The following is a 20,112-nucleotide window of genomic DNA, read 5'->3' as shown; positions in this document are numbered from 1 at the left end:
CGCTGTGCTCCCCTCCCCTCGCTCGCGCACCCCGACTCCCGGGCCGGACTCCCCACGGTGTCGGTGCGGGCTGTTTCGTCGGGCGCGGGACGGCGGGGCCAGCCCCCGTGCACACCTGAGGAGACAGGTGTCCACAGAGTTGTCCACAACTTGTGTATGAAGGTACGGCAGGGCACCTCGGTGTTCCCCCTGGGGGCCCGCAGTACCGCTGCGATCGAGGTCAGGCGTGTTGCCCGCGGAAACCCGGCGTTCCCCGGCGCCGGGCGTCGCATCGCAGAGGGGCACGCTAACAAGCCCGTCCCGCACCCACAAGCAACCCCTCCGCCGGGGTGTCGAAGATCGGGATGTGGCAGGCTTGGCGCCTCACCCGGACCCCGGTTGCGGGTCCGTGACGACCGGTGCGTACCCTCGTACAGTCCCCCGCTTCACGAGCGGGCATGTCGCTGCGCCTGACTTCCCACCGGCGCCGTGCACCGCTCGGCGTCGTTCGCACGATCCTCGGGCACCGCGACAAGCCGCAGCTCGCCGGACGCGGGACACCTTGACCGAACCGTGGCCCACCGCGGCCATCGCGCCTGAAGTAACCGGGAGATCCGACCGTGAGCAAGGGCAAGCGCACTTTCCAGCCGAACAACCGCCGCCGCGCTAGGAAGCACGGGTTCCGGCTGCGCATGCGCACCCGGGCCGGCCGGGCCATCGTGGCCGCGCGCCGCCGCAGGGGTCGCGCCAGCCTGACTGCCTGATCGCGCTGCCGTGCTTCCCGCGGCCGCCCGACTGACCAGGAGTCAGGATTTCCGCTTGGTGGTGCGTCGTGGCCGCCGGGCCGGGCGACGCCGCCTGGTGGTCCACGCGCTGAGCGCCGGGCAGTCGCCGGAAGCCGACGCGAATGCGGCACCCACCCGGGAGTCTTCGCCCCGGGTGGGTTTTGTCGTGAGCAAGGCCGTGGGCGTCGCCGTCGTCCGGCACCGGGTGAGTCGGCGGCTCCGCCACCTGATGCGCGACCGCCTCGCGGAGCTGCCCGCTGGCACACTGGTGGTGGTCCGAGCCCTGCCCCCGGCGGCGGACGCGTCCAGCCGAGAACTCGGCGCGGACCTCGACGCGGCGTTGCGCAAGCTCCGCTTGGTCGCCTCCGACGGGTCGGCGACGGGTTCGCGGTGATGGGACGGGATCCAGGGCTCGACGACAGGCTCCGCGCTCGGCGCCCGAGCCCGCTCGCCCGCGTGCTGCTGGTCCCCGTGCACGTGTACCGCAGGGTGATCTCTCCCCTGCTGCCACCGACCTGCCGGTTCTACCCGAGTTGCAGCGCCTACGCGGTGGAGGCGCTCACCGTGCACGGCGCGTTCCGGGGTGGCTGGCTGACCCTGCGGCGGTTGCTGCGGTGCGGACCCTGGCACCCTGGAGGTCTGGACCCGGTGCCCCCTCCCCGCGACCGCGCGAGGCCGACCACCGGCGACCCCGACGACTCTGCCGAGGAGTAGCTCCGTGCTGGACTTCATCTACTACCCGGTATCGGCCATCTTGTGGTTCTGGCACAAGGTGTTCGGTGCCGTGTTCGATCCGGCCAGCGGGTATGCGTGGGCGCTGTCGGTGATCTTCCTGGTGTTCACCTTGCGAGCGCTGCTGTTCAAGCCGTTCGTGCACCAGGTCCGGTCGATGAAGAAGATGCAGGAGTTCGCTCCTCGCGTCCGCGAGCTGCAGGCCAAGTACGGTGACGACCGCCAGAAGCTCGCGGCGGAGATGCAGAAGATGCAGGCCGAGCAGGGGTTCAACCCGCTCAGCGGATGCCTGCCGATGCTGGTGCAGATCCCGGTGTTCATCGGGCTGTTCCACGTGCTCAGCGGTTTCAAGCCGGGTGCCGCGTCGAACTTCGTCTTCGACCGCGCCGAGGTCGCGTCGTTCGTGGACGCGGACCTGTTCGGCGCGAAGCTCGCGAACACCATCAGCCAGGCTCCGGACACGCTCGCCGCATTCGGCACCGATCGGTCCTCGATGCTGCTGGTCGGTGTGCCGCTGATGCTCGTCGCCGCGGTCGCCACGCACTTCACCGCGCGTCATTCCGTACAGCGCCAGACCGTGGACGCCGCGCAGAACCCGCAGACGGCGATGATGAACCGGCTGACGGTGTGGATCTTCCCGATGTTCGTGATCATCGGTGGTCCTTTCCTCCCGCTGGCGATCCTGATCTACTGGCTGGCGAACAACATCTGGACGCTGGGCCAGCAGCGCGTCGTCTACCGGAAGATCGACCGCGAGGAGGCCGCCAAGCCGCCCGCCGTCGTCGACTCGACCGCCGTGACGGCCGCCCCCGAAGACCAACCCGGTGAGATCCCCGGGGTGATCGAAGACAAGTCTCGCGGCGCGGACGGTGAGATCCGGTGACCGCGCCGCGTACCCCTGGAGAGGAGACACCCAGTGTCTGAAACCGTGCAGGAGTCGAGCCAGGCATCCGCGGCAGCTCCGGAGTCCGAGTCGAACACCGAGGCGTTGCTGGTGCGCGAGGGCGACATCGCCGGTGACTACCTGGAGCGCCTGCTCGATCTGCTCGACTACGACGGGGACATCGACCTCGATGTCGAGGCGGGACGCGCGGTGGTGAGCATCGACGGCGGCACCGACCTGGAGAAGCTGGTCGGCGGTCGCGGCCAGGTGCTGGAGGCGCTCCAGGAGCTCACCCGGCTCGCGGTGCAGCAGGAGACGGGCGTGCGCAGTCGGCTGATGCTGGACATCGCCGGGTGGCGGGCCGCCCGACGCGAGGAGCTGTCCGAGCTCGGCCGGTCCACCGCCCAGACGGTGCTGGAGACCGGCAAGGAAGCCCGGCTGAAGCCGATGACCCCGTTCGAACGCAAGATCGTGCACGACGCGGTGGCGGCGATCGACGGCGTGCACAGCGAGAGCGAGGGCGAGGAGCCGAACCGCAAGGTGGTCGTCTTCCGCTCCTGACCTCCTCTTCCGGTGCCCCCGTCGGTCCTCGACCGGCGGGGGCACTGTCGTGTTCGGGGCCCTGTTCCACGTGAAACACCGCTCGGGCGATTCTGCGGGCGTGGTTTCACGTGGAACAGGCGGGTTGCCGTCGATTCCGGTGCGTGATCCGGCAGGCTAGGGAATCGGGGGTTTCACGTGGAACATCGACGCCGGGGTGGAGGACAGTGATCTCAGCTGGAGAAGGACCAGTGCGGACGCCGGACGCGGCACGGGCCGTGTTCGGGGAGCGGGTGGAGCTGGCGGAGCGGTTCGCCACCCTGCTCCACGAGCACGGGGTCCGCCGCGGGCTGATCGGTCCGCGGGAGTTGGACCGGCTCTGGGAACGGCATCTGCTCAACTCCGCGGTTCTCACGGAGTTGCTCCCACCCGAGTGCCGGGTGATCGACGTAGGCTCTGGGGCGGGGTTGCCGGGCATCCCGCTCGCGATCGCCCGACCCGATCTCCACCTGATCCTGTTGGAGCCGATGGCCCGACGGGTGACGTGGCTGCAGGAAGTCATCGCCGAGCTCGACCTCACCGCTGAGGTCGTTCGCGGACGTGCCGAGGAGGGCCCGGTGCGGGAACGGCTGGCTGACCAGGACGCCGTGACCGCGCGTGCCGTGGCCCCGATGGAACGGCTGGCGAAGTGGTGCCTCCCCCTGCTGCGGCCCGGTGGTCGGTTGCTGGCGATGAAAGGTGCCACCGCGCAGGAGGAACTGGAACGGGATGCGGCGGCGATCCGCAAGGCCGGTGGCGGCCATGCGGAAGTGGTGTCGTGCGGCGACGGCGTGCTCGATGTGCCGACCACCGTCGTCGTTGTGGAGCGGGCCGCGGCCCGCAGTGCGTCCGGTCGGCGTCGTGACGGTGGACGTCGGACGAGGAAGGATCGTGGACGGTGAATCCGGAGTCAAACGGTGCGGGTCGTGTTTCACGTGAAACTAGGGGACGCGCGGTGGGCAGCATGCGCTTCCCCAGCACGGGTTCGGACGGCGAGATGGCGATGAGCGGCTTCAGCTCGGACGACATCGGCTGGACCCCGATCATGGAGGAGGCGCAGCGCGCCACCCGCGTCCTCCACCCCGAGGCGTTGCAACTCCCCCGCCCCGACGAGCGGCGGATCATGACCGTCGCCAACCAGAAGGGCGGCGTGGGCAAGACGACCAGCACGGTCAACCTCGCCGCCGGGCTCGCCCTGCACGGGCTCAACGTGCTCGTGATCGACCTGGACCCGCAGGGCAACGCGAGCACGGCGCTCGGGGTCGATCATCGCTCCGGCGTGCCCTCGGTGTACGAGGTGCTGCTCGGTGAGATCGGCGTCGCCGACGCGGCGCAGCAGAGCACGCAGTCGGAGAACCTGTGGTGCGTGCCCGCGACGATCGACCTGGCCGGTTCGGAGATCGAGCTGGTGACCATGGTGGCGCGGGAAGGTCGGCTCAAGGAGGCGCTCAACGCCGAGGGCGTCGAGCGGTTGGCGCCGGACTACGTCTTCATCGACTGCCCGCCCTCGCTCGGGCTCCTCACGGTGAACGCGTTGGTCGCCGCGCGGGAGGTGCTCATCCCGATCCAGTGCGAGTACTACGCGCTGGAGGGACTCGGTCAGCTGCTCCGCAACATCGAGCTGGTGCAGGCGCACCTGAACCCGGCGCTGTGGGTGTCGACCATCCTGCTCACGATGTACGACGGCCGGACCAAGCTGGCCGACCAGGTCGCCGCCGAGGTGCGTGGTCACTTCGGCGAACTGGCGCTGCGAACGGTCATCCCGCGCAGCGTGAAGATCTCCGAGGCCCCCGGGTTCGGGCAGACGGTGCTCACCTACGACCCGGGGTCGCGCGGTTCGATGAGCTATCTGGATGCGGCTCGGGAGATCGCCGAGCGGGGTGGAAGGAAGGGTGCATGACCGAGCGTCGAGGTGGACTCGGCCGCGGCCTCGCGGCGCTGATCCCGAGCGGACCGGCGGCGGGATCCGACGGTTCGGCGCTGCGCGGCTCCGCGCCCACGCAGGTCACTCCACCACCCGCCGCCGAGGAGCCCGTTTCACGTGAAACGAGCGGCGGCGAGGTGGCCGGTGCGGTCTACCGCGAGATCCCGATCTCCGCGATCACGCCGAACCCGAAGCAGCCGCGGCAGGTGTTCGACGAGGAAGCGCTCGCGGAGCTGGAGCACTCGGTCCGCGAGTTCGGCCTGATGCAGCCGATCGTCGTCCGGGAACTCGGCGACGAGCAGTTCGAGCTGATCATGGGCGAGCGCCGCTGGCGGGCTTCCCAGCGGGCCGGGCTGGACGTCATCCCGGCGATCGTCCGCAAGACGCAGGACGACGCGCTGCTCCGCGACGCGCTGCTGGAGAACATCCACCGCGTGCAGCTCAACCCGCTGGAGGAGGCGTCGGCCTACCAGCAGCTGCTGGACGAGTTCGGTGTCACCCACGACGAACTCGCCGATCGGATCGGCCGCAGTCGCCCGGTCATCACCAACACCATCCGACTGCTGCGGCTGCCGATGCCGGTGCAGCGGCGGGTCGCCGCGGGGGTGCTCTCCGCCGGGCACGCCCGCGCGCTGCTCGGGTTGGAGGATCCGGACGGTCAGGAAGAGCTCGCTGGTCGCATCGTCGCCGAGGGGCTGTCGGTGCGGGCCACCGAGGAGCAGGTGACGCTGAAGAAGAAGGAGTCCCCTGCCAAGAAGAAGTCGGCGCCGAAGAAGAAGGACGAGGAGCCCGGCTTCGATCGACTCACCGATCAGCTGTCCCACCGGCTCGACACCCGGGTCAGGATCGAGCGCGGTCGGCGCAAGGGGCGGATCGTCGTCGAGTTCGGGTCGGTGGACGATCTGGAGCGCCTCGCGCAGTTGATCTTGGGCGATGAAGCCCCGAAGATCGACGATCGATGACACCGAGGTCTTTCGTCACGGTGACGATGACGGCGAGTGACTGCGGTGCATGAAAAGGGGTCCGCCTCCGATGAGGCGGACCCCTTGTGTTTCACGTGAAACAGGAGGGTTCAGCAGGCCCGGGCGATCGCGCGTTCGACGAGTCCCGCGAAGACCTCCCCCAGCGAGCGGTCGGCGGCTTCGACGGCCATCGGCAGCAACGAGGTTTCGGTGAGTCCCGGTGACACGTTGACTTCCAGGAAGTGCGGCACGCCGTGGCGGTCGATGATCGCGTCGGTGCGGGAGATGTCCCGGAGCCCGAGCAGCCGGTGCGCCGCGACGGCCAGCTCGCCCGCCGCCGCGGCGACCTCGGGCGGCAGGTCGGCCGGAGTCCGGTAGCTGGTGAGTCCAGCGGTGTAGCGGGCCGTGTAGTCGTAGATCCCGTCGGCGGCCTCGATCTGGACCGCGGGCAACGCCTCCGGGCCGTCCGGGCCGTCGAGGACGCTGATCGCCACCTCGGTCCCCTCGACGTACTGCTCGACGAGGACCGCGTCCCCGTAGGACAGCGCGCCGACCATCGCGGACGGCAGCTCGGCCGCGTCCCGCACGACGTGCGCGCCGAGCGCCGAGCCGCCCTGGTCCGGCTTGAGCATCAACGGCAGGCCGAGCTTGGCCACCAGCGCGTCCAGCACCGCCTGTGCGCCCAGCTCGCGGAACGTGGCGTGCGGCAGCACCACCCAGTCCGGAGTTGCGAGTCCGGCGCGCGCGAGCTCCGCCTTCGCGGTCGGCTTGTCCCACGCCCTGCGGCAGGCGTGCGGACCGGTGCCCACGTACGGCACGCCCAGCATGTCGAGCACGGCCTGCACCGCGCCGTTCTCCCCTTCCCCGCCGTGCAGGGCGACGACCACCGCGTCCGGGCGCTCCTGCTCGATGTGGGTCAGCAACCGGGCGTCGGCGTCCCACTCCGCCACCGTCATGCCGACGGAGCGCAGCGCGGCGGACAGTCGGCGCCCCGAACGCAATGACACCTCGCGCTCGTGGGACAGCCCGCCGGCGAGCACGGCAACCCAGCGTTCAGACACTCTCAGCACCTCTGGACATCAGCAGTCCACTGTGCATTCCGGGTGGTGCACAGTGGACCGGGGTGGGAACAACTGCGGGCCAAGCGCCGGAGCGCTTGGCCCGCAAGAGATTACGCGGTGTCGGGTGACGGAGCCTGCGGGCCCGGCACGGAACGCCGGCCCGTGGTGCCGAAGGTTCGGACCAGCTCCATCTCCTCGGTGAGCGTGTTCGCGAGCCGCCGCACGCCCTCGCGGATCCGCTCCGGAGTCGGGTAGCAGTAGGACAACCGCATCTGCCGACTGCCGAGCTGGTCGCGGTAGAAGCCGGTGCCGGAGGCGTACGCGACGCGCTGCGTCACGGCGCGGGGCAGCATCGCCTTGGTGTCCACGCCCTCCGGCGCGGTCAGCCACACGTAGAAACCGCCGTCCGGGCAGGTCCACGAGCAGCCCTCCGGCATGTGCTGTTCGAGCGCGCCGAGCATGGCGTCGCGGCGTTCGCGGTACTGCTCGCGGAAGACCTTGATCTGGCCCTTCCAGTCGTGCGTGCTCAGGTAGCGGGACACGATCATCTGGTTCAGCGTGGGCGGGCACAGCGTCGCCGATTCGGCCGCCAGCACCAGCTTCTCCCGGACCGCGTGCGGCGCTAGCACCCAGCCGACCCGCAGCCCCGAGGCGAACGTCTTGGAGAAGGAGCCGAGGTAGACCACGTTGTCCGGGTCCGTGCTGCGCAGCGCCGGGTAGGTCTGACCGTCGAAGCCCAGCAGGCCGTACGGGTTGTCCTCCAGCACGAGGATGCCGTGCTGGGCGCAGATCTCCAGGACCTCGGCCCGGCGCTGCACCGCGAGCGTCACGCCGCCGGGGTTGTGGAAGTTCGGGATCGTGTACAGGAACTTGATCCGCCCGCCGCGCGCGGTCACCTCGGCGATGGCCTGGCGCAGCGCCTCCGGTTGCAGCCCGTCGTCGTCCATCGCGACGTGCACCACGTCGGCCTGGTAGGCGGCGAAGGAGCCCAGGGCGCCGACGTACGACGGCCCCTCGGCCAGCACGACGTCACCCGGGTCGCAGAAGATGCGGGTGACCATGTCCAGGGCCATCTGCGAGCCGACCGTGACCATCACGTCGTCGGGGTGCGCGGAGATGCCCTCCAGCGCCATGATCTCGCAGATCTGCTCGCGCAGTTGTGGCACGCCGTGCGCCGAGCCGTACTGCAACGCGACCTGGCCGTCCTGGGCGACGAGGTGGGACACCTCGGCGGCCAGCGAGTCCAGCGGCAGCGCGGCGAGGTTCGGCATGCCGCCGGCCAGCGAGACCACCTCGGGTCGACTGGCGACGGCGAAGAGCGCTCGGATCTCGGAGGCCGTCATGCCTGCGGTGCGCTGTGCGTAGCGGTCCACGTGCGCGTCGAGGCTGCGTGCCGGGTTCTGCTTGTCCGGCGTGCGTGCTGGCTGGCTTCCGTTCTCCGACATGTTCTGCGCTCCGCTTCGGTCGTGCGCTGTGATCGCGGCTGGAGCCCTCCAGCGGCGATCGGGGGATTCTATCCGTGCTATCGCGCTCGCCCCCCGACTGTGTAACGAGCGCCTCGCACGAAGCGACTGGACCGTAATCCATCTCACCCTATCGGGAGGTGCCCGGCGAATCTCGGCGCTTCCTGTGCTGGGGCGCGGCGACATATCCTGGCGGCATCCCGCGCCTGACCGCGCGGGTTCGCGGGTTTCCAGGAGGTCAGGTGTCGCGTCGCGTCGTCGGCGTCACGCTGGACAACCTCGACCACCTGCCCCAGAGGTGCCGCCGCTGCGTGTTCTGGGAACTGGCGCCGCACGTCCGGGAGCAGGCCGAGGAGTTCGGCGAGACCGAACTGGAGAAGGAAGCGTGGATCTCCAGCGTGCTGCTGGAGTGGGGCTCGTGCGGCCGGATCATCTACGTCGACGGGGTGCCCGCGGGCTACGCGCTCTACGCTCCCCCGGCCGCGGTGCCGCGCGCCGCGGCGTTCCCCACCGCGCCGGTGAGCGCGGACGCCGTGCTGATGACCGCCCTGCGGGTGCTGCCGGAGTTCGAGAAGGGCGGTCTGGGCCGCATCCTCGTGCAGAACGTCGCCAAGGACCTCACCCGCCGCGGCGTGAAGGCCGTCGAAGCGTTCGGGGATCTCCAGGAGACCGCGGGTGGCTGCGTCGTCCCGGCCGGATTCCTGCAACAGGTCGGCTTCAAGACCGTCCGCCAGCACCCGAAGTGGCCGCGCATGCGGCTGGAGCTGCGCACCGCGATCTCCTGGAAGGAAGACGTCGAGGCGGCGCTGGAACGCCTGCTCAGCTCGGTGACGATCAAGACGGCCGAACCCGCGGTCGGCGGCGCCTGACCCCTCAGGCGCCCTCGGCTCGGGCGAGTTCGTGGCGCAGCAGGTCGTCGAAGGTGAAGGTGCCCGTCGGCTGGTCGTCCTTGCCCAGCAGGTACAGCCGCTTGACCGCGACGAGCAGCCCCTCGGCGACGACGTCGCGGAACGCCGGGTCGAGCAGCCGGGAGCGGTCGCCTGCGTTGCTCAGGTAGCCGATCTCCACGCGCACCGCGGGCATCCGGGTCAGCCGCAGCACTTCCCAGGTCTTGGGGTGCGTGTGGCAGTCCTTCATCCGGGTCCGGGCGACGATCTCGCGCTGCAGGAACCCGGCCAGCGCCTCCCCCACCGTCGAGGTGGTCCCGTTGCCGGTGCCGAAGTGGAACGTCGCCACGCCCTCGGCCAGCGGCGAGCAGTTGGCGTCGATGTGCAGGGACAGGAACATGTCCGCGCCCGCCTCGTTGGCGAACGTGGCGCGGTCGGCGTCCGGAGGGCACGAGTTGGGCCCGCGGGTGATCAGCGCCTCCATGCCGGTGGCGACCATCCGGCCCTCCAGGCGGCGGGCGAGGTCCCAGGTCAGGTCGGCCTCGCAGACGTCACCGACGCGCGCTCCGCGGTCCGGACCGCCGTGGCCGGGGTCGATCACGATCCGCTTGCCGCGCAGCCGCGGACCGGCGCGGCGCACCTTCTCCTGCTCCCGCAGGAAGACGGGCCGTCCACCGCGGACCTTCGGGGCGAGCTGCTTGAGCGCCCGCAGCGTGCTCGGGCCGCAGATGCCGTCCGGGTTGAGCCCGTAGTCGCGCTGGAAGCTGCGCAGCGCCTGCTCCGTCTCCCGCCCGAAGATGCCGTCCGGGCGGCCCGCGTCGTAGCCCAGCTCCAGCAGCCGCTCCTGCAGCGCGAACACGTCGTCGCCGCTGATCGGTTTGGACACCAGGAACGCCAGGGAGCGGTCACCGAGCCGCCAGCGGGCGTCGGTCAGCGCCCGGTAGGTGGCCGGACCGACCACGCCGTCGGTGATCAGGCCGCGTTGTTGCTGGAAGACCCGAACCGCGTGTTCCACCGCTTCATCGAAGACCGCAGGCCCCGGCCGGCCGTTGGGGGCCGGCAGCAGACCCAGTGCGGCAAGGGTGTTCCTGATCTCGGCAACGGCCGGACCGACGTCACCGCGGTGGAGCAGCTGCATGCACTCCTCGCTCGATTCAGGCGCCGGTGCGCGACCGGCGCGAGGGATGGTCGTTCGTCCCCCGGTGTCTGCAGTTCCGCAACGGGTTCGCGTAAATCGAACCCATCGGGCCATTGTGCCTTGCCCACCCGAACCCGGCGCTGCGGCCTACAACCACCGCGAAGACGTGCGACGACGCTGCGTGCCCTCGCGATCTCGCGTTGTGCGCGACAACACGGTCCCGCCGCCACAGTGCTATCGACTGGACGGCGGGACCGTGTTATGGGGTTGCTTCAGTTCGAGTGGGATTTCACAGGTAGTCGGACAGGTCCGACAGCAGCGCGGCCTTCGGCTTGGCGCCGACGATCTGCTTGACCGACTTGCCCTTGTCGAACAGCAGCAGCGTCGGGACGGACATCACCTGGTAGTCCCGCGCCAGGCTCGGGTTCTTGTCGATGTCGAGCTTGGCGATGGTGATCTTCTCCGGGTACTCGTCGGCGATCTCCTCCAGCACCGGGGCGACCATCTTGCACGGACCGCACCAGGTCGCCCAGAAGTCGACCAGCACCGGCTTTTCGCTGCCCAGGACCACGTCCTGGAAGTTGTCGGCGTCCACGGTCACGGTGTTGCCGGCCATGTTCAGCTCCTTAGTTCGGGATCTCCAGTCAGTGGGCGACGGCGCCCGGGCCGTAGCCGCCGCCGACGAGTTCGGGGGCCTCCTCGGCGACCGCCGAGCTTTCCTGCTCGGCGAGCCAGCGTTCCGCGTCGATCGCCGCGGAGCAGCCGGAACCGGCCGCGGTGATCGCCTGCCGGTAGGTGTGGTCGACCAGGTCGCCGGCCGCGAACACGCCGGGCACACCGGTCTTCGTGGTGGGCTGCTCGACCTGCACGTAGCCCTCGTCGTCGACCTGCAACCGGTCGCGGACGAGTTCACTGCGCGGGTCGTGGCCGATGGCCACGAACATGCCGGTGACGTCCAGCCGCGACTCCTCGCCGGTGACGGTGTCGCGCACCGTCAGCCCGGACACCGCGCCCTCGCCGAGGACCTCGGTGACGACCGCGTTGGTCAGCCACTTGATCTTCTCGTTGGCGCGGGCCCGTTCCAGCATGATCCTGGAGGCGCGGAACTCGTCGCGGCGGTGGATGATCGTCACGGAGCGGGCGAAGCGGGTCAGGAAGGTGGCCTCCTCCATCGCCGAGTCACCGCCGCCGACGACCGCGATGTCCTGGTCGCGGAAGAAGAAGCCGTCGCAGGTGGCGCAGGCGGACACCCCGTGGCCGAGCAGCTTCTCCTCGCCGGGGACGCCCAGGTAGCGGGCCTGCGCGCCCATCGCGAGGATCAGCGCCCGGGCGCGGTACTCCACGCCGTTGGCCAGCACCGTCTTGACGTCGCCGTCGAGGTCGATGCGCTCGACGTCCTCGGCGCGCAGCTCGGCGCCGAAGCGCTCGGCCTGGGCGCGCATCTGGTCCATCAGCTCCGGGCCCATGATGCCGTCGCGGAAGCCCGGGTAGTTCTCCACCTCGGTGGTGGTCATCAGCGCACCGCCGAACTGGGTGCCCTCGAAGACCAGTGGTTCGAGCTCGGCCCGCGCGGCGTACACCGCAGCGGTGTAGCCAGCCGGACCGGAGCCCACGATGATCACGTTGCGGACGTCGCCAGTCACCGCGCCCCTTCCGTTGTCGCCTGCTCCGCGCCGCGCTCGGTGCGAGACGCATCCGGGTCAACGCGATCCTATGCGCCGGTTGTTCCCACTCCTCGCAGCGCCGTGTGGCAGGGCACATGTTCTCGGCCTCCACCCGTCGGATGAGGGCCGTTGACCTGCGATTTCAGCCACCGTAGCTGCTGTCGGACAGCGTTGCGGGGTTTCCCGGCCCGCAGTCCGGGCCGACGGCTAACAGCCGGAACTGGCCGATCTTGCCGTTGGTCAGCACCAGCAGCTGCGCGGGTTTCCCGTTGAGGGTGATCTGCCGGGCACCGAGCGGTCGGCCGCCGGAGACACCGTTCGCCTGCAAGCAGCCGACGAGCTGCTGCGGGTCGGACAGCGCCCCGCTGTACTCGTGCTTGCCGATGACCTGCGAGAACTGCTCGCCGGTGAGCGTCACGCGTTCGCCCTGCAGGGCCAGCGGCGCGGACGTGCCGGGGGTGACGGTCGCGTTCGGCTGTTGCGCCTGGTTCGACGGACCTGCCGGAGTGCCCGGCAGCACGGAGAGGACGATCCCCGCGACCGCGGCCGCGGCGACGCCGACCAAGCCCGTCCCCCACGCGAAGCGCCGGCGACGGCGCTTGGCGGCGGCGAAGTCGACCACCTGGGCTTCGCGCTGCGGCTCCGGCTGCTCGGACCGCTGCTGCTCGGCCCACGCCCGGACCTCGTGCTCCAGCGCCGCGTCGATCCGCGCGGACACGTCGTCCGGGATGGTCAACGGCGGCAGGCCGGCCAGCTCGGAGCTGGTGGCGTCCAGCGCTGCCAGGACCTCCTGGGCCTCCGGGTCCTCGGCCACCTGAACGCGCAGTTCTTCGGCGGTCTCCTGGTCCAGCACCCCCGCGTGGAGGTCGGCCAGCAGATCCAGGGACCACGGTGGGCCCTGCGGCGCTCCACCGCGCCGGTGTTCGCCACTCATCGTCCCTCCCGTCGACGCATGGCAACAGCGTCATCTGGGACGTTCGCATCTGCACTTGGGTTCCGCAGGTGTCCCAGAAGTTTGGCGAGCTTCACGCGACCGCGGGCGCAACGGCTCTTCACCGTCCCGTCCGCGACGCCGAGCATCGCCGCCGTTTCAGCCACCGAATATCCCTCCACGTCGACCAGCACGATCGCCGATCGCTGGTCTTCGGGGAGCTGGGCGAGCGCGTCCTGCACCGCCATCCGGGTGTCCTGCTCCGCGATCGCGTCCCGCGGCACGGCGGGTTCGGCCGGACCGGTGTCGGGCAGCGGCACGGTCGGTCGGGCTTGGCGCCGCCGGATCCGGTCCAGGCAGGCGTTCACCACGATCCGGTGCAGCCAGGTGGTCACCTGCGACTCGGCGCGGAACGACGCGGCGTTGCGGAAAGCCGAGATCATCGCGTCCTGGAGCGCGTCGGCGGCGTCCTCGGGATCGCGCATCGTGCGCAGCGCCACCGCCCACAGCCGGTCCCGGTGCCGGCGGAAGAGCTCGGAGAACGCCTGTGGATCTCCGCTGGCATGCGCCGCGATGAGGTCGGCGTCGGAGGGGGCAGACACGCCTCAGCACTCTACTGATCGTGACAACCGGAACATTCACCACGCTGACGATCACGGGCGGCGGGTGCCGACCGCGGTCGACGCCCGCCGCCCACGAGTCGCGGGAGGTCAGCTTGCCGAGCCCAGGACCTTGACCTCGTTGATCTGCGAGGCGAACTGCCCGCCGTGCGGCGTGAGCTGGGTGACGACCACGAGGATCTGCTGCGCCGGGGAGTCCGCCTGCACCGGGATCGTCGTGTCACCGGCGTTGAGCGTGCCGGAGCCGATCACCTTGCTGGTGGTCATGTTCGGCGCGCCGTCGACGGTGCGGATCTCCACCTTGGTGCCCGCGCTCGGCGAGTTGATCACCACCTGGCGCACCAGCGACGGGTGGTCGAAGGTCAGCACCGCGCCGGTGCCGTTGCTGATCCCGCCGGGGCCGAGCTGCTGCTTGTAGTCGAAAGTGGCCCAGAACGTGGCCGGGTTCCCGTCGAAGAGGTTGGGGATGCGCTGCGGCGCGTCCGGTTCCCCGTTGGTGTTGAACGAGGTCCCGCCGGTGATGGTGACGGGCGTCGGTGGCGCGGACGGCTTCTGCTGCTCGGAGCTGCCGGGGCTGTTGTTGCCGGACTCGCCGATGATCTGGCTGTTGCCGGTGTCCCGGTTGGACTCGGTGAACATGCCGATCACCCCGGCCGCGATCCAGCCGATCACCAGCAGCGTCGCCACCGCCAGCACACCGACGCTGATCAGCAGTTTCTTCCGCTTGACCTTGTCGGGCTTGGGGTCCTCGCGACGCCAGACCTCGTTGCTCTCGGCCGCCTGCGCCTGCGACGGCGTGGAGCTGTCGTAGGTGGCGTGCTGTTCCAGGACCCGCAGCACCGCGGCGCCGGTGCGGACACCGCCGGTGGTGCCGGTCGAGTCCGGGTTCCCGAGCGCGCGGACGGACACCGTGGACAGCTCCAGCGGCACTGTCGGGCGCAGCGTGCGCGGCGCGACCACCGTTCCGTCCGGTCCGCTCGGTGCGGTGGGCACGCCTTCCGGACCGCCGCTGAGCGCCCAGCGGCCGGTCAGCAGCAGGTACAGCGCGGCGCCGAGACCGCGCACGTCGTCGCTGGAGGTGGCGCGGGCCAGCGGCCCGGGGAACGCCATCCGGATCTCCCCTTCGGGCGTGACCCGGATGCGCTGCGGGTGGTCGGCGCCGAGGACCAGGCCGGCGTGGTGGGCCGCTTCCACCGCAGCGGCCAGCGGCTGGAGCAGCCGAGCGGCCGTGCCGGGAGGCAGCGGTCCTTCCGCGACCAGGTCGAGCAGATCGGTGCCGTGCGTCCACTCCGCGATCACCACGCCCAGCACCCCGGCCGGATCACCGGGTGACTGCGTCACCACGTCCAGCACCCGTGCGACGCCGACGTGGTTGAACGTGCTGGCGTGCATGGCTCGTTCCAGGGTGCGGCGTGCGTTGGACGCGGCGTCCGCATCGGACCGGTCGCCCACCAGGATCGTCAGCGCGACATCACGGCCGAGCACCCCGTCCTTCGCGCGCCACAACCGCGCGTTGCACCGTGCGTCCGAACCCACCTCGGCGAGGAGCCGGTACCGGCCGTGGTCCAGAACCGCACCGGGGGTCAGGCCCTGTTCCTGGGAGCCGTCGTCGCTGCGGTTTTCGCCGCTCTCGGGCGCGATCTGCTCCGTCGGTTTGCTGGTCACCTTCCCTCTCCCGCTCCTTCCGGTCCGCCCGGGGCTGCGTCCCACCCCTCTTCCCCCACGGAAGGAGACTTCTGTTTCGAGGGTACGTGACGCAGAAGTCAGCGACGACGCAGCAAACCGGTGAGCCGCCCGATCGCGGGCTGTAGTTCGGCGACCCGCAGCAACGACATCAGGCCGAAGATCGCAACGAAACCGACCACGGTCCCGACGAGCAACTGCACCCAGCCGGTGCCGGCGCCGGCCGAACCCGGGATCAGCGCGTCGACGGCCTGCGTGCTCAACCAGGCGAGCAGCGCACCGACCACTGTGGCGACCAGCGTTTTGCCCAGTGTGACGAGGAAACGCCTGCTGCCCAGCGGACCCATCCGGTGCCGCAGCCACGCCTCGCCGACCAACCAGCCGATCACGAAGCTCAGCGAGTTGACGAACACCAGCGCGTACAGCACCGCCTGGGTGGAACCCAGCGTCGCGGCCGCCAGCGACAGCGGGATCTTGACGACCGTCATCACGACCATGATCAGCGTCGGGGTGCGCGCGTCCTTCATCGCGTAGAACACGCGCATCTGCAGCATGGTGATCGCGTACGGCAGCACGCCGAACGACGAGACGGCCAGCGCGACACCGAGGGTGCTCGCGTCCCCGGCGCTCTTGCCGATGGAGAACAGCGCCAGGCCCAGCGGAACGCCGATGGCGGTCATCACACCGCTGATCGGCAGCAGGGCCACCGTGGACAGCCGGTTGCCCAGCGACAGGTCGTCGATCACCCGCTGGTCGTCGCCGTCGGCGGCGGCCGAGCTCATCCGCGGCAGGATCGCGGTCATCACGGAGAAACCGATGACGCCGTACGGCAGCTGAAGCAACAGCCAGACGTAGTTGTACATCGACCACGCGCCGGCCGTGGTGCCCGCCTTGCTCATCGCCATCAGCCCGATCTGGCTGATGCCGACGTAGGCGAGCATCCACAGCGCCAGGCCGCCGAATTCGGTCAACCGCGGGTCCCAACCCCACCGCCAGCGGAACCGGAAACCGGTGCGCAGCAACGATGGGATCTGGATGACCGCCTGCGCGGCGACGCCCAGCGTCACGCCGATGCCGAGGGTGAGCAGGTGGGCGTCGGTCATCCGCAGCGGGTTCAGCGTGATCTCACCGGGCACCAGGTAGTACACGACCAGGGTCGCGATCACCACGAGGTTGTTGACCACCGGTGCCCACGCCGGCGGGCTGAAGATCTCCTTGGCCTGCAGGATCGCGCTGACCAGCGCGCTGACGCCGTAGAAGAAGATCTGCGGCAGCAGCAGGAAGGCGAAAGCGGTCGCCAGCTCGGGGTTGCTCTTGCCGTCCCCGGCCGCGTAGAGGTCCACCAGGAATCCGGCGCCGACCACCGACAGCACGGTGCCGACCCCGAGCACGACCGCCCCCAGCGACAGCAGCCGCTGGATGTAGGCCTCGCCGCCGTCGGCGTCGGACTTCTGCGCGCGCACCAGAACGGGCACGATCACGCTGGTCAGCACGCCGCCGATGAGGAACTCGAAGATCGAGTTGGGCAGGTTGTTGGCGACCATGAACGAGTCGTTGACGACCCCGGTGCCCACCGCCCAGGCCAGCATCAGCTTCCACAGGAACCCGGTGAACCGGCTGGCCAGCGTCGCGATCGCCATCGAACCACTGGCCTTGAGCAGCGACGGCTTGCCCGGCGAGACCGGGCGGATGACCTGGGTCTGCTCCGTGGCGTGCTCGGCGGCCTGGTCGATGCCCGCCTCCGGCACCACCGCCGGGATCGGCTCGGTCGGTGCCGCGTGCCAGCCGCGCTGCGGACGGCGGATCGGCATCGTCGGGTTCGCCCCGGGGTGGTGCCCGCCGGGGTGCGGCCCCGGTCGGCGGGCATCCGGCGGCCCGGCATCCCTGTCTCGGTTCACTGGCTCAATCCTCACCGGCGGACCTCCCCCGGACGCCGCACCGCGTCGCCGGTCCGCTGCCGTCGGCCGAAATCCGTTCGGCTCCACTCCTACGTGTGACTCGGACCAGGATGTCAGTCGGGGTTCCGATCACCGTCGGTGGTGGAGATTCCGGCTGTTTCGGACGTGTCGATTCGTGCGTTCTCATCCGGTTCGACCGCTTCTCCGGACGCGATCCTGCGCCGCCGGTTCCGCGCCCGGCGGACGATCCGGATCCCGGACAGCACCACCAGCAGGGCACCGGCACCGACGGTCAACGCGGGGATCAGCGAACCGTAGGTGCTGGACTCGACCTGCAACCGCTTGGTCGGGCCGAGCACGGTGCCCGCCTCGGTGGTCGCCGTGATGTCGATGTTGAACTTGCCCGGCCGGTGCGTGGTGGTGTCCAACCAGAACTGGCGCTTGCTGTGCGGCGGGATCTTCAGCACGCCCAGGTCCTTGATCTGCACCCCCGGGGTGCGCGGGACGTGCAGCATCATGCGGACCTTGATCGGCAGGTCGTTGACCACGGTCAACGGGATCGGGCTGTTGGACTGGGCGAGCACGATGTTGCCCGCGTACTCCTCGATCCGGACCTTGCCGAGCGTTCCGTCGAGCGTGCTCACCGCCTTGCGCAACCAGCGGTGGGCGGCGTCCGGGTTGCTGCGCCAGGCGCTCGACGCGGCGCGGAGCAGACCGTTGCGCAGCGGGGTGGTCACCTCGGCCGGGTCGACACCGACCGAGCGCTCCTTCTCCGCGGAGCGGAACAGGTCACCGACCTTGAAGTTCTGCCGGGCGATCGAGTTGAGCACCGGTTGCGGGATCTCGTCCGCGCTCGCGCCGACCGGGTAGGTGAGGTCGGCCTGCGGCAGCGCCGACGGGTCGGGGTTGGGCAGCGCGGTCGGCTTGATGTAGCCCTCGGCGTCCAGCTGCTGCATGCCGCTGAGCAGGCTGCGCAGATCGTCGGCCCGCATGTTCCAGCGCCGCGGCGGGACCAGCACCGACGTCGAGTTCGGCAGCGAACCCTGGCTGGCCCGGAACGCCAGCGCTCCGAGGGCATCCTGCGCTGACAGCGATCCGTTGTCCGGTGGGGACAGCGCCGTCACCTTCGTCGCGGTGTCGTGCTGCGGATCGAGCGCGCTGGTCAGCAGGGGGTCGATGGGGATGGCCGCGAGGTCGTGGCCGCGCACCCGCACCGGCGACAGCGAGCCCGGCGGCGTGGACAGCGACTGCGGCTCCAGCAGCGCGGAGGTGACCCCGGGCAGTTCACCGGCGGCCGGCTCGTCCAGCGCGCCCTCGATCGGCCACGCCGTCTGGCGCGGTTCGACGTGCAGCAGCTCGTTGACCAGCTGCGAACCGTCCATCGCGCCCTTGATCAGGTCCGGCAGCCCGGCCCGGCCGAGCGCGGCGACGTCGGCGTCGGCGTAGGGCAGCGCGATGACGCAGCGCCCGGAGGTGGCGTCGCGGAGCTTGCTCAGCCACAGGTCGGCGGCCTTGGCGCCGATCCCCTCGACGGTCGAGCCGTTGGGCTGGCGCACCAGGTACCCGCCGCGCATCGCCTTGACGGTGGCCAGCAGGTCCGGGTCGATCGCGAAGCACAGCGCGCTGCCCAGCGGCGATCCGGACGGGGCGCTGTCGGACACCGCCTGCACCAGGCCGTACAGCCGACCGCCGGGGGCCAGCGAGCCGGACAGCTGGTCGTCGCTGAGCACCGGGCGGCTGCCGGCACCGGCGTCCTGCACCAGCCGCGGGTAGTCGACGATCGGCACCACCATGCTGGTGGGCGTGGGCTGCGACGGCCGGGCGGGCGCCCCACCCGGCGGCGCCGACACGGGCAGCAGGAAGCGGCCCTCGGCGATCCGGGCGCGCGAGCCGGACCGGGGCACGCCGTTGATGTTGACCAGCAGCGGGAAGATCCCGGGCTGGCTGATCTGCAGCGAGTTCGGCCCGGTGAACGGGATGTGGAACTCGACCGGGACCTGCTGCCCGGGCGCCAGCCGGTCGACGACCGGGCTGAACGCCGGTTCGGTGACGGTCGGCACGTCCCCGCGCATCGCCCGCTGGGTGGCGGGTTCGTCGGTGACGGGGTTGCCGCGCTGGATGCGGACTTCGACGTCGGAGATCGCGCGGTCGCCGGTGTTGGTCAGCCGGCCGGCGACGACCAGCTCGCCGGGCGAACCACCGGTCACCACCGAAGGAGTGATCTTTGTCACGTCCAGCCGGGCGAACTTGTCGCCCTCCTGCGCATGCGCCCCGGGCATCGGCGGCACGACCACCGCGAACAGCGCCGCGACCACCGCGGCTAGCAAGAACCTCAAGCCGGCTCCGTTCCGCTGCCTCGTGCCTGCCGCCGCAGCCCGAACCGATCCGCCCTGCCATCCGGCGCGCCGCCGCGCATGCTCAGGGCGCGCCGCACCAGACGCCGCTCGTCGGCGTAGGCCAACACCTCGTCCAGTTCACCAAGCGGCACCCACGCCACCTCGGTGACCTCCACGTCCTCGTCGGAAAGCTCTCCGCCCACCGCCTCCAGCAGGAAGTGGTGCACGGTCTTGTGCACACGCCGGTTGCCCGCGACGAACCAGTAGTCGATCGTGCCGATCGGCGTCACCACCCGGCCGATGATCCCGGTCTCCTCCTCGACCTCGCGCACCGCGGTCTGGTCGGGCGTCTCACCGGCCTCGATGTGGCCCTTCGGCAGCGACCACAGCAGTCGTCCCTTGCGGTCCAGCCTCCCGATGATCGCAGCGCGGCCCGCGGCGCCGTCGACCACCAGCCCTCCAGCGGAAGTCTCGTCCACCGTCCGCAGCCTGCGCCGCCGGCGTCGGTTCCGACGCCCCGGCTGGGTACCGCCGGAGCGGCCGGGCGACGGGGGCATGCCGCCGATGGTAGTGCGATCAGGCACCGA

General features: G+C 70.5%; 20 protein-coding genes. 9 read left to right on the top strand and 11 right to left on the bottom strand.

What is annotated here, in order from left to right; translation table 11 throughout:
* The first annotated feature begins 599 nt into the window (after positions 1-599).
* From rpmH to NV263_RS30520, 8 genes are all read left to right on the top strand, one after another.
* Positions 600-743: a 50S ribosomal protein L34 gene (rpmH, locus tag NV263_RS30555; protein WP_263250281.1), complete on the top strand. Its 144-nt coding sequence runs from the start codon at positions 600-602 to the stop codon at positions 741-743.
* A 10-nt stretch (positions 744-753) separates the two neighbouring features.
* Positions 754-1,158: a ribonuclease P protein component gene (rnpA, locus tag NV263_RS30550; RefSeq protein WP_263250280.1), complete on the top strand. Its 405-nt coding sequence runs from the start codon at positions 754-756 to the stop codon at positions 1,156-1,158.
* Positions 1,158-1,478 carry a membrane protein insertion efficiency factor YidD gene (yidD, locus tag NV263_RS30545; protein WP_263250279.1) on the top strand — a complete coding sequence of 107 codons (321 nt, stop codon included), beginning with the start codon at positions 1,158-1,160 and terminating at the stop codon, positions 1,476-1,478. Before rnpA ends, yidD begins: the two co-directional genes overlap by 1 nt.
* A 4-nt stretch (positions 1,479-1,482) precedes the next feature.
* A complete protein-coding gene (gene yidC, locus NV263_RS30540) occupies positions 1,483-2,379 on the top strand; it encodes a membrane protein insertase YidC (protein ID WP_263250278.1) in 897 nt (298 codons plus the stop codon).
* Between the two features lie 33 nt (positions 2,380-2,412).
* The gene (locus tag NV263_RS30535) at positions 2,413-2,940 is read left to right on the top strand and encodes a Jag family protein (RefSeq protein WP_263250277.1); all 528 of its coding nucleotides are present in this window, start codon (positions 2,413-2,415) and stop codon (positions 2,938-2,940) included.
* Positions 2,941-3,170: 230 nt separating this feature from the next.
* Positions 3,171-3,860 (top strand): 16S rRNA (guanine(527)-N(7))-methyltransferase RsmG, encoded by a 690-nt coding sequence (gene rsmG / locus NV263_RS30530; RefSeq protein WP_263250276.1) that lies wholly within the window; start codon positions 3,171-3,173, stop codon positions 3,858-3,860.
* Positions 3,861-3,961: 101 nt separating this feature from the next.
* Positions 3,962-4,858 (top strand): ParA family protein, encoded by an 897-nt coding sequence (locus NV263_RS30525; RefSeq protein WP_263254444.1) that lies wholly within the window; start codon positions 3,962-3,964, stop codon positions 4,856-4,858.
* Positions 4,855-5,844: a ParB/RepB/Spo0J family partition protein gene (locus NV263_RS30520; RefSeq protein ID WP_263250275.1), complete on the top strand. Its 990-nt coding sequence runs from the start codon at positions 4,855-4,857 to the stop codon at positions 5,842-5,844. Before NV263_RS30525 ends, NV263_RS30520 begins: the two co-directional genes overlap by 4 nt.
* Before the next feature lie 110 nt (positions 5,845-5,954).
* Here the strand turns inward: NV263_RS30520 and NV263_RS30515 are convergent, their stop codons facing one another.
* Positions 5,955-6,905 carry a D-alanine--D-alanine ligase family protein gene (locus tag NV263_RS30515; protein ID WP_263250274.1) on the bottom strand — a complete coding sequence of 317 codons (951 nt, stop codon included), beginning with the start codon at positions 6,903-6,905 and terminating at the stop codon, positions 5,955-5,957.
* Between the two features lie 110 nt (positions 6,906-7,015).
* Entirely contained in the window at positions 7,016-8,350 is a 1,335-nt protein-coding gene (locus NV263_RS30510) for an aminotransferase-like domain-containing protein (protein ID WP_263250273.1), read from the bottom strand.
* Positions 8,351-8,610: 260 nt separating this feature from the next.
* On the opposite strand from NV263_RS30510, the gene NV263_RS30505 reads away from it, so the two are divergent.
* Positions 8,611-9,237 carry a GNAT family N-acetyltransferase gene (locus tag NV263_RS30505; protein ID WP_263250272.1) on the top strand — a complete coding sequence of 209 codons (627 nt, stop codon included), beginning with the start codon at positions 8,611-8,613 and terminating at the stop codon, positions 9,235-9,237.
* Positions 9,238-9,241: 4 nt separating this feature from the next.
* Here the strand turns inward: NV263_RS30505 and NV263_RS30500 are convergent, their stop codons facing one another.
* From NV263_RS30500 to NV263_RS30460, 9 genes are all read right to left on the bottom strand, one after another.
* Positions 9,242-10,393, bottom strand: coding sequence for an N-acetylmuramoyl-L-alanine amidase (locus NV263_RS30500; RefSeq protein WP_263250271.1), 1,152 nt, complete (start codon positions 10,391-10,393; stop codon positions 9,242-9,244).
* Between the two features lie 289 nt (positions 10,394-10,682).
* Entirely contained in the window at positions 10,683-11,009 is a 327-nt protein-coding gene (trxA, locus tag NV263_RS30495; protein WP_263250270.1) for a thioredoxin, read from the bottom strand.
* Between the two features lie 28 nt (positions 11,010-11,037).
* The gene (trxB, locus tag NV263_RS30490) at positions 11,038-12,036 is read right to left on the bottom strand and encodes a thioredoxin-disulfide reductase (RefSeq protein ID WP_263250269.1); all 999 of its coding nucleotides are present in this window, start codon (positions 12,034-12,036) and stop codon (positions 11,038-11,040) included.
* A 163-nt stretch (positions 12,037-12,199) separates the two neighbouring features.
* Positions 12,200-12,991, bottom strand: coding sequence for an anti-sigma factor family protein (locus NV263_RS30485; RefSeq protein WP_263250268.1), 792 nt, complete (start codon positions 12,989-12,991; stop codon positions 12,200-12,202).
* Entirely contained in the window at positions 12,988-13,590 is a 603-nt protein-coding gene (sigM, locus tag NV263_RS30480) for an RNA polymerase sigma factor SigM (protein ID WP_263250267.1), read from the bottom strand. The genes NV263_RS30485 and sigM overlap by 4 nt, the downstream gene beginning before the upstream one ends.
* Positions 13,591-13,698: 108 nt before the next feature.
* On the bottom strand, positions 13,699-15,273 hold the full coding sequence (locus NV263_RS30475) for a protein kinase family protein (protein ID WP_263250266.1): 1,575 nt from the start codon (positions 15,271-15,273) through the stop codon (positions 13,699-13,701).
* Positions 15,274-15,371: 98 nt separating this feature from the next.
* On the bottom strand, positions 15,372-17,102 hold the full coding sequence (gene murJ, locus NV263_RS30470) for a murein biosynthesis integral membrane protein MurJ (RefSeq protein WP_380758802.1): 1,731 nt from the start codon (positions 17,100-17,102) through the stop codon (positions 15,372-15,374).
* Between the two features lie 200 nt (positions 17,103-17,302).
* Positions 17,303-19,525: a DUF6049 family protein gene (locus NV263_RS30465; RefSeq protein ID WP_263250264.1), complete on the bottom strand. Its 2,223-nt coding sequence runs from the start codon at positions 19,523-19,525 to the stop codon at positions 17,303-17,305.
* Positions 19,522-20,082 carry an NUDIX hydrolase gene (locus NV263_RS30460; protein ID WP_263250263.1) on the bottom strand — a complete coding sequence of 187 codons (561 nt, stop codon included), beginning with the start codon at positions 20,080-20,082 and terminating at the stop codon, positions 19,522-19,524. The genes NV263_RS30465 and NV263_RS30460 overlap by 4 nt, the downstream gene beginning before the upstream one ends.
* Positions 20,083-20,112 lie beyond the last annotated feature (30 nt).

Origin of the sequence: Saccharopolyspora rosea (assembly GCF_025643595.1) — a bacterium.
GTDB lineage: Bacteria > Actinomycetota > Actinomycetes > Mycobacteriales > Pseudonocardiaceae > Saccharopolyspora > Saccharopolyspora rosea.
Note: the sequence above shows the minus strand (reverse complement) of the source record. Positions and strands in the feature narration are given on the sequence as shown.

What these genes read in the sequence shown, in the direction of transcription:
- yidD (WP_263250279.1), top strand. Translation starts at nt 1,158, where the DNA reads ATGGGACGGGATCCAGGGCTCGACGACAGGCTCCGCGCTCGGCGCCCG.
- NV263_RS30525 (WP_263254444.1), top strand. Translation starts at nt 3,962, where the DNA reads ATGAGCGGCTTCAGCTCGGACGACATCGGCTGGACCCCGATCATGGAG.
- NV263_RS30520 (WP_263250275.1), top strand. Translation starts at nt 4,855, where the DNA reads ATGACCGAGCGTCGAGGTGGACTCGGCCGCGGCCTCGCGGCGCTGATC.
- NV263_RS30510 (WP_263250273.1), bottom strand. Translation starts at nt 8,350, where the DNA reads ATGTCGGAGAACGGAAGCCAGCCAGCACGCACGCCGGACAAGCAGAAC.
- NV263_RS30500 (WP_263250271.1), bottom strand. Translation starts at nt 10,393, where the DNA reads ATGCAGCTGCTCCACCGCGGTGACGTCGGTCCGGCCGTTGCCGAGATC.
- trxA (WP_263250270.1), bottom strand. Translation starts at nt 11,009, where the DNA reads ATGGCCGGCAACACCGTGACCGTGGACGCCGACAACTTCCAGGACGTG.
- NV263_RS30485 (WP_263250268.1), bottom strand. Translation starts at nt 12,991, where the DNA reads ATGAGTGGCGAACACCGGCGCGGTGGAGCGCCGCAGGGCCCACCGTGG.
- murJ (WP_380758802.1), bottom strand. Translation starts at nt 17,102, where the DNA reads ATGCCGATCCGCCGTCCGCAGCGCGGCTGGCACGCGGCACCGACCGAG.
- NV263_RS30460 (WP_263250263.1), bottom strand. Translation starts at nt 20,082, where the DNA reads ATGCCCCCGTCGCCCGGCCGCTCCGGCGGTACCCAGCCGGGGCGTCGG.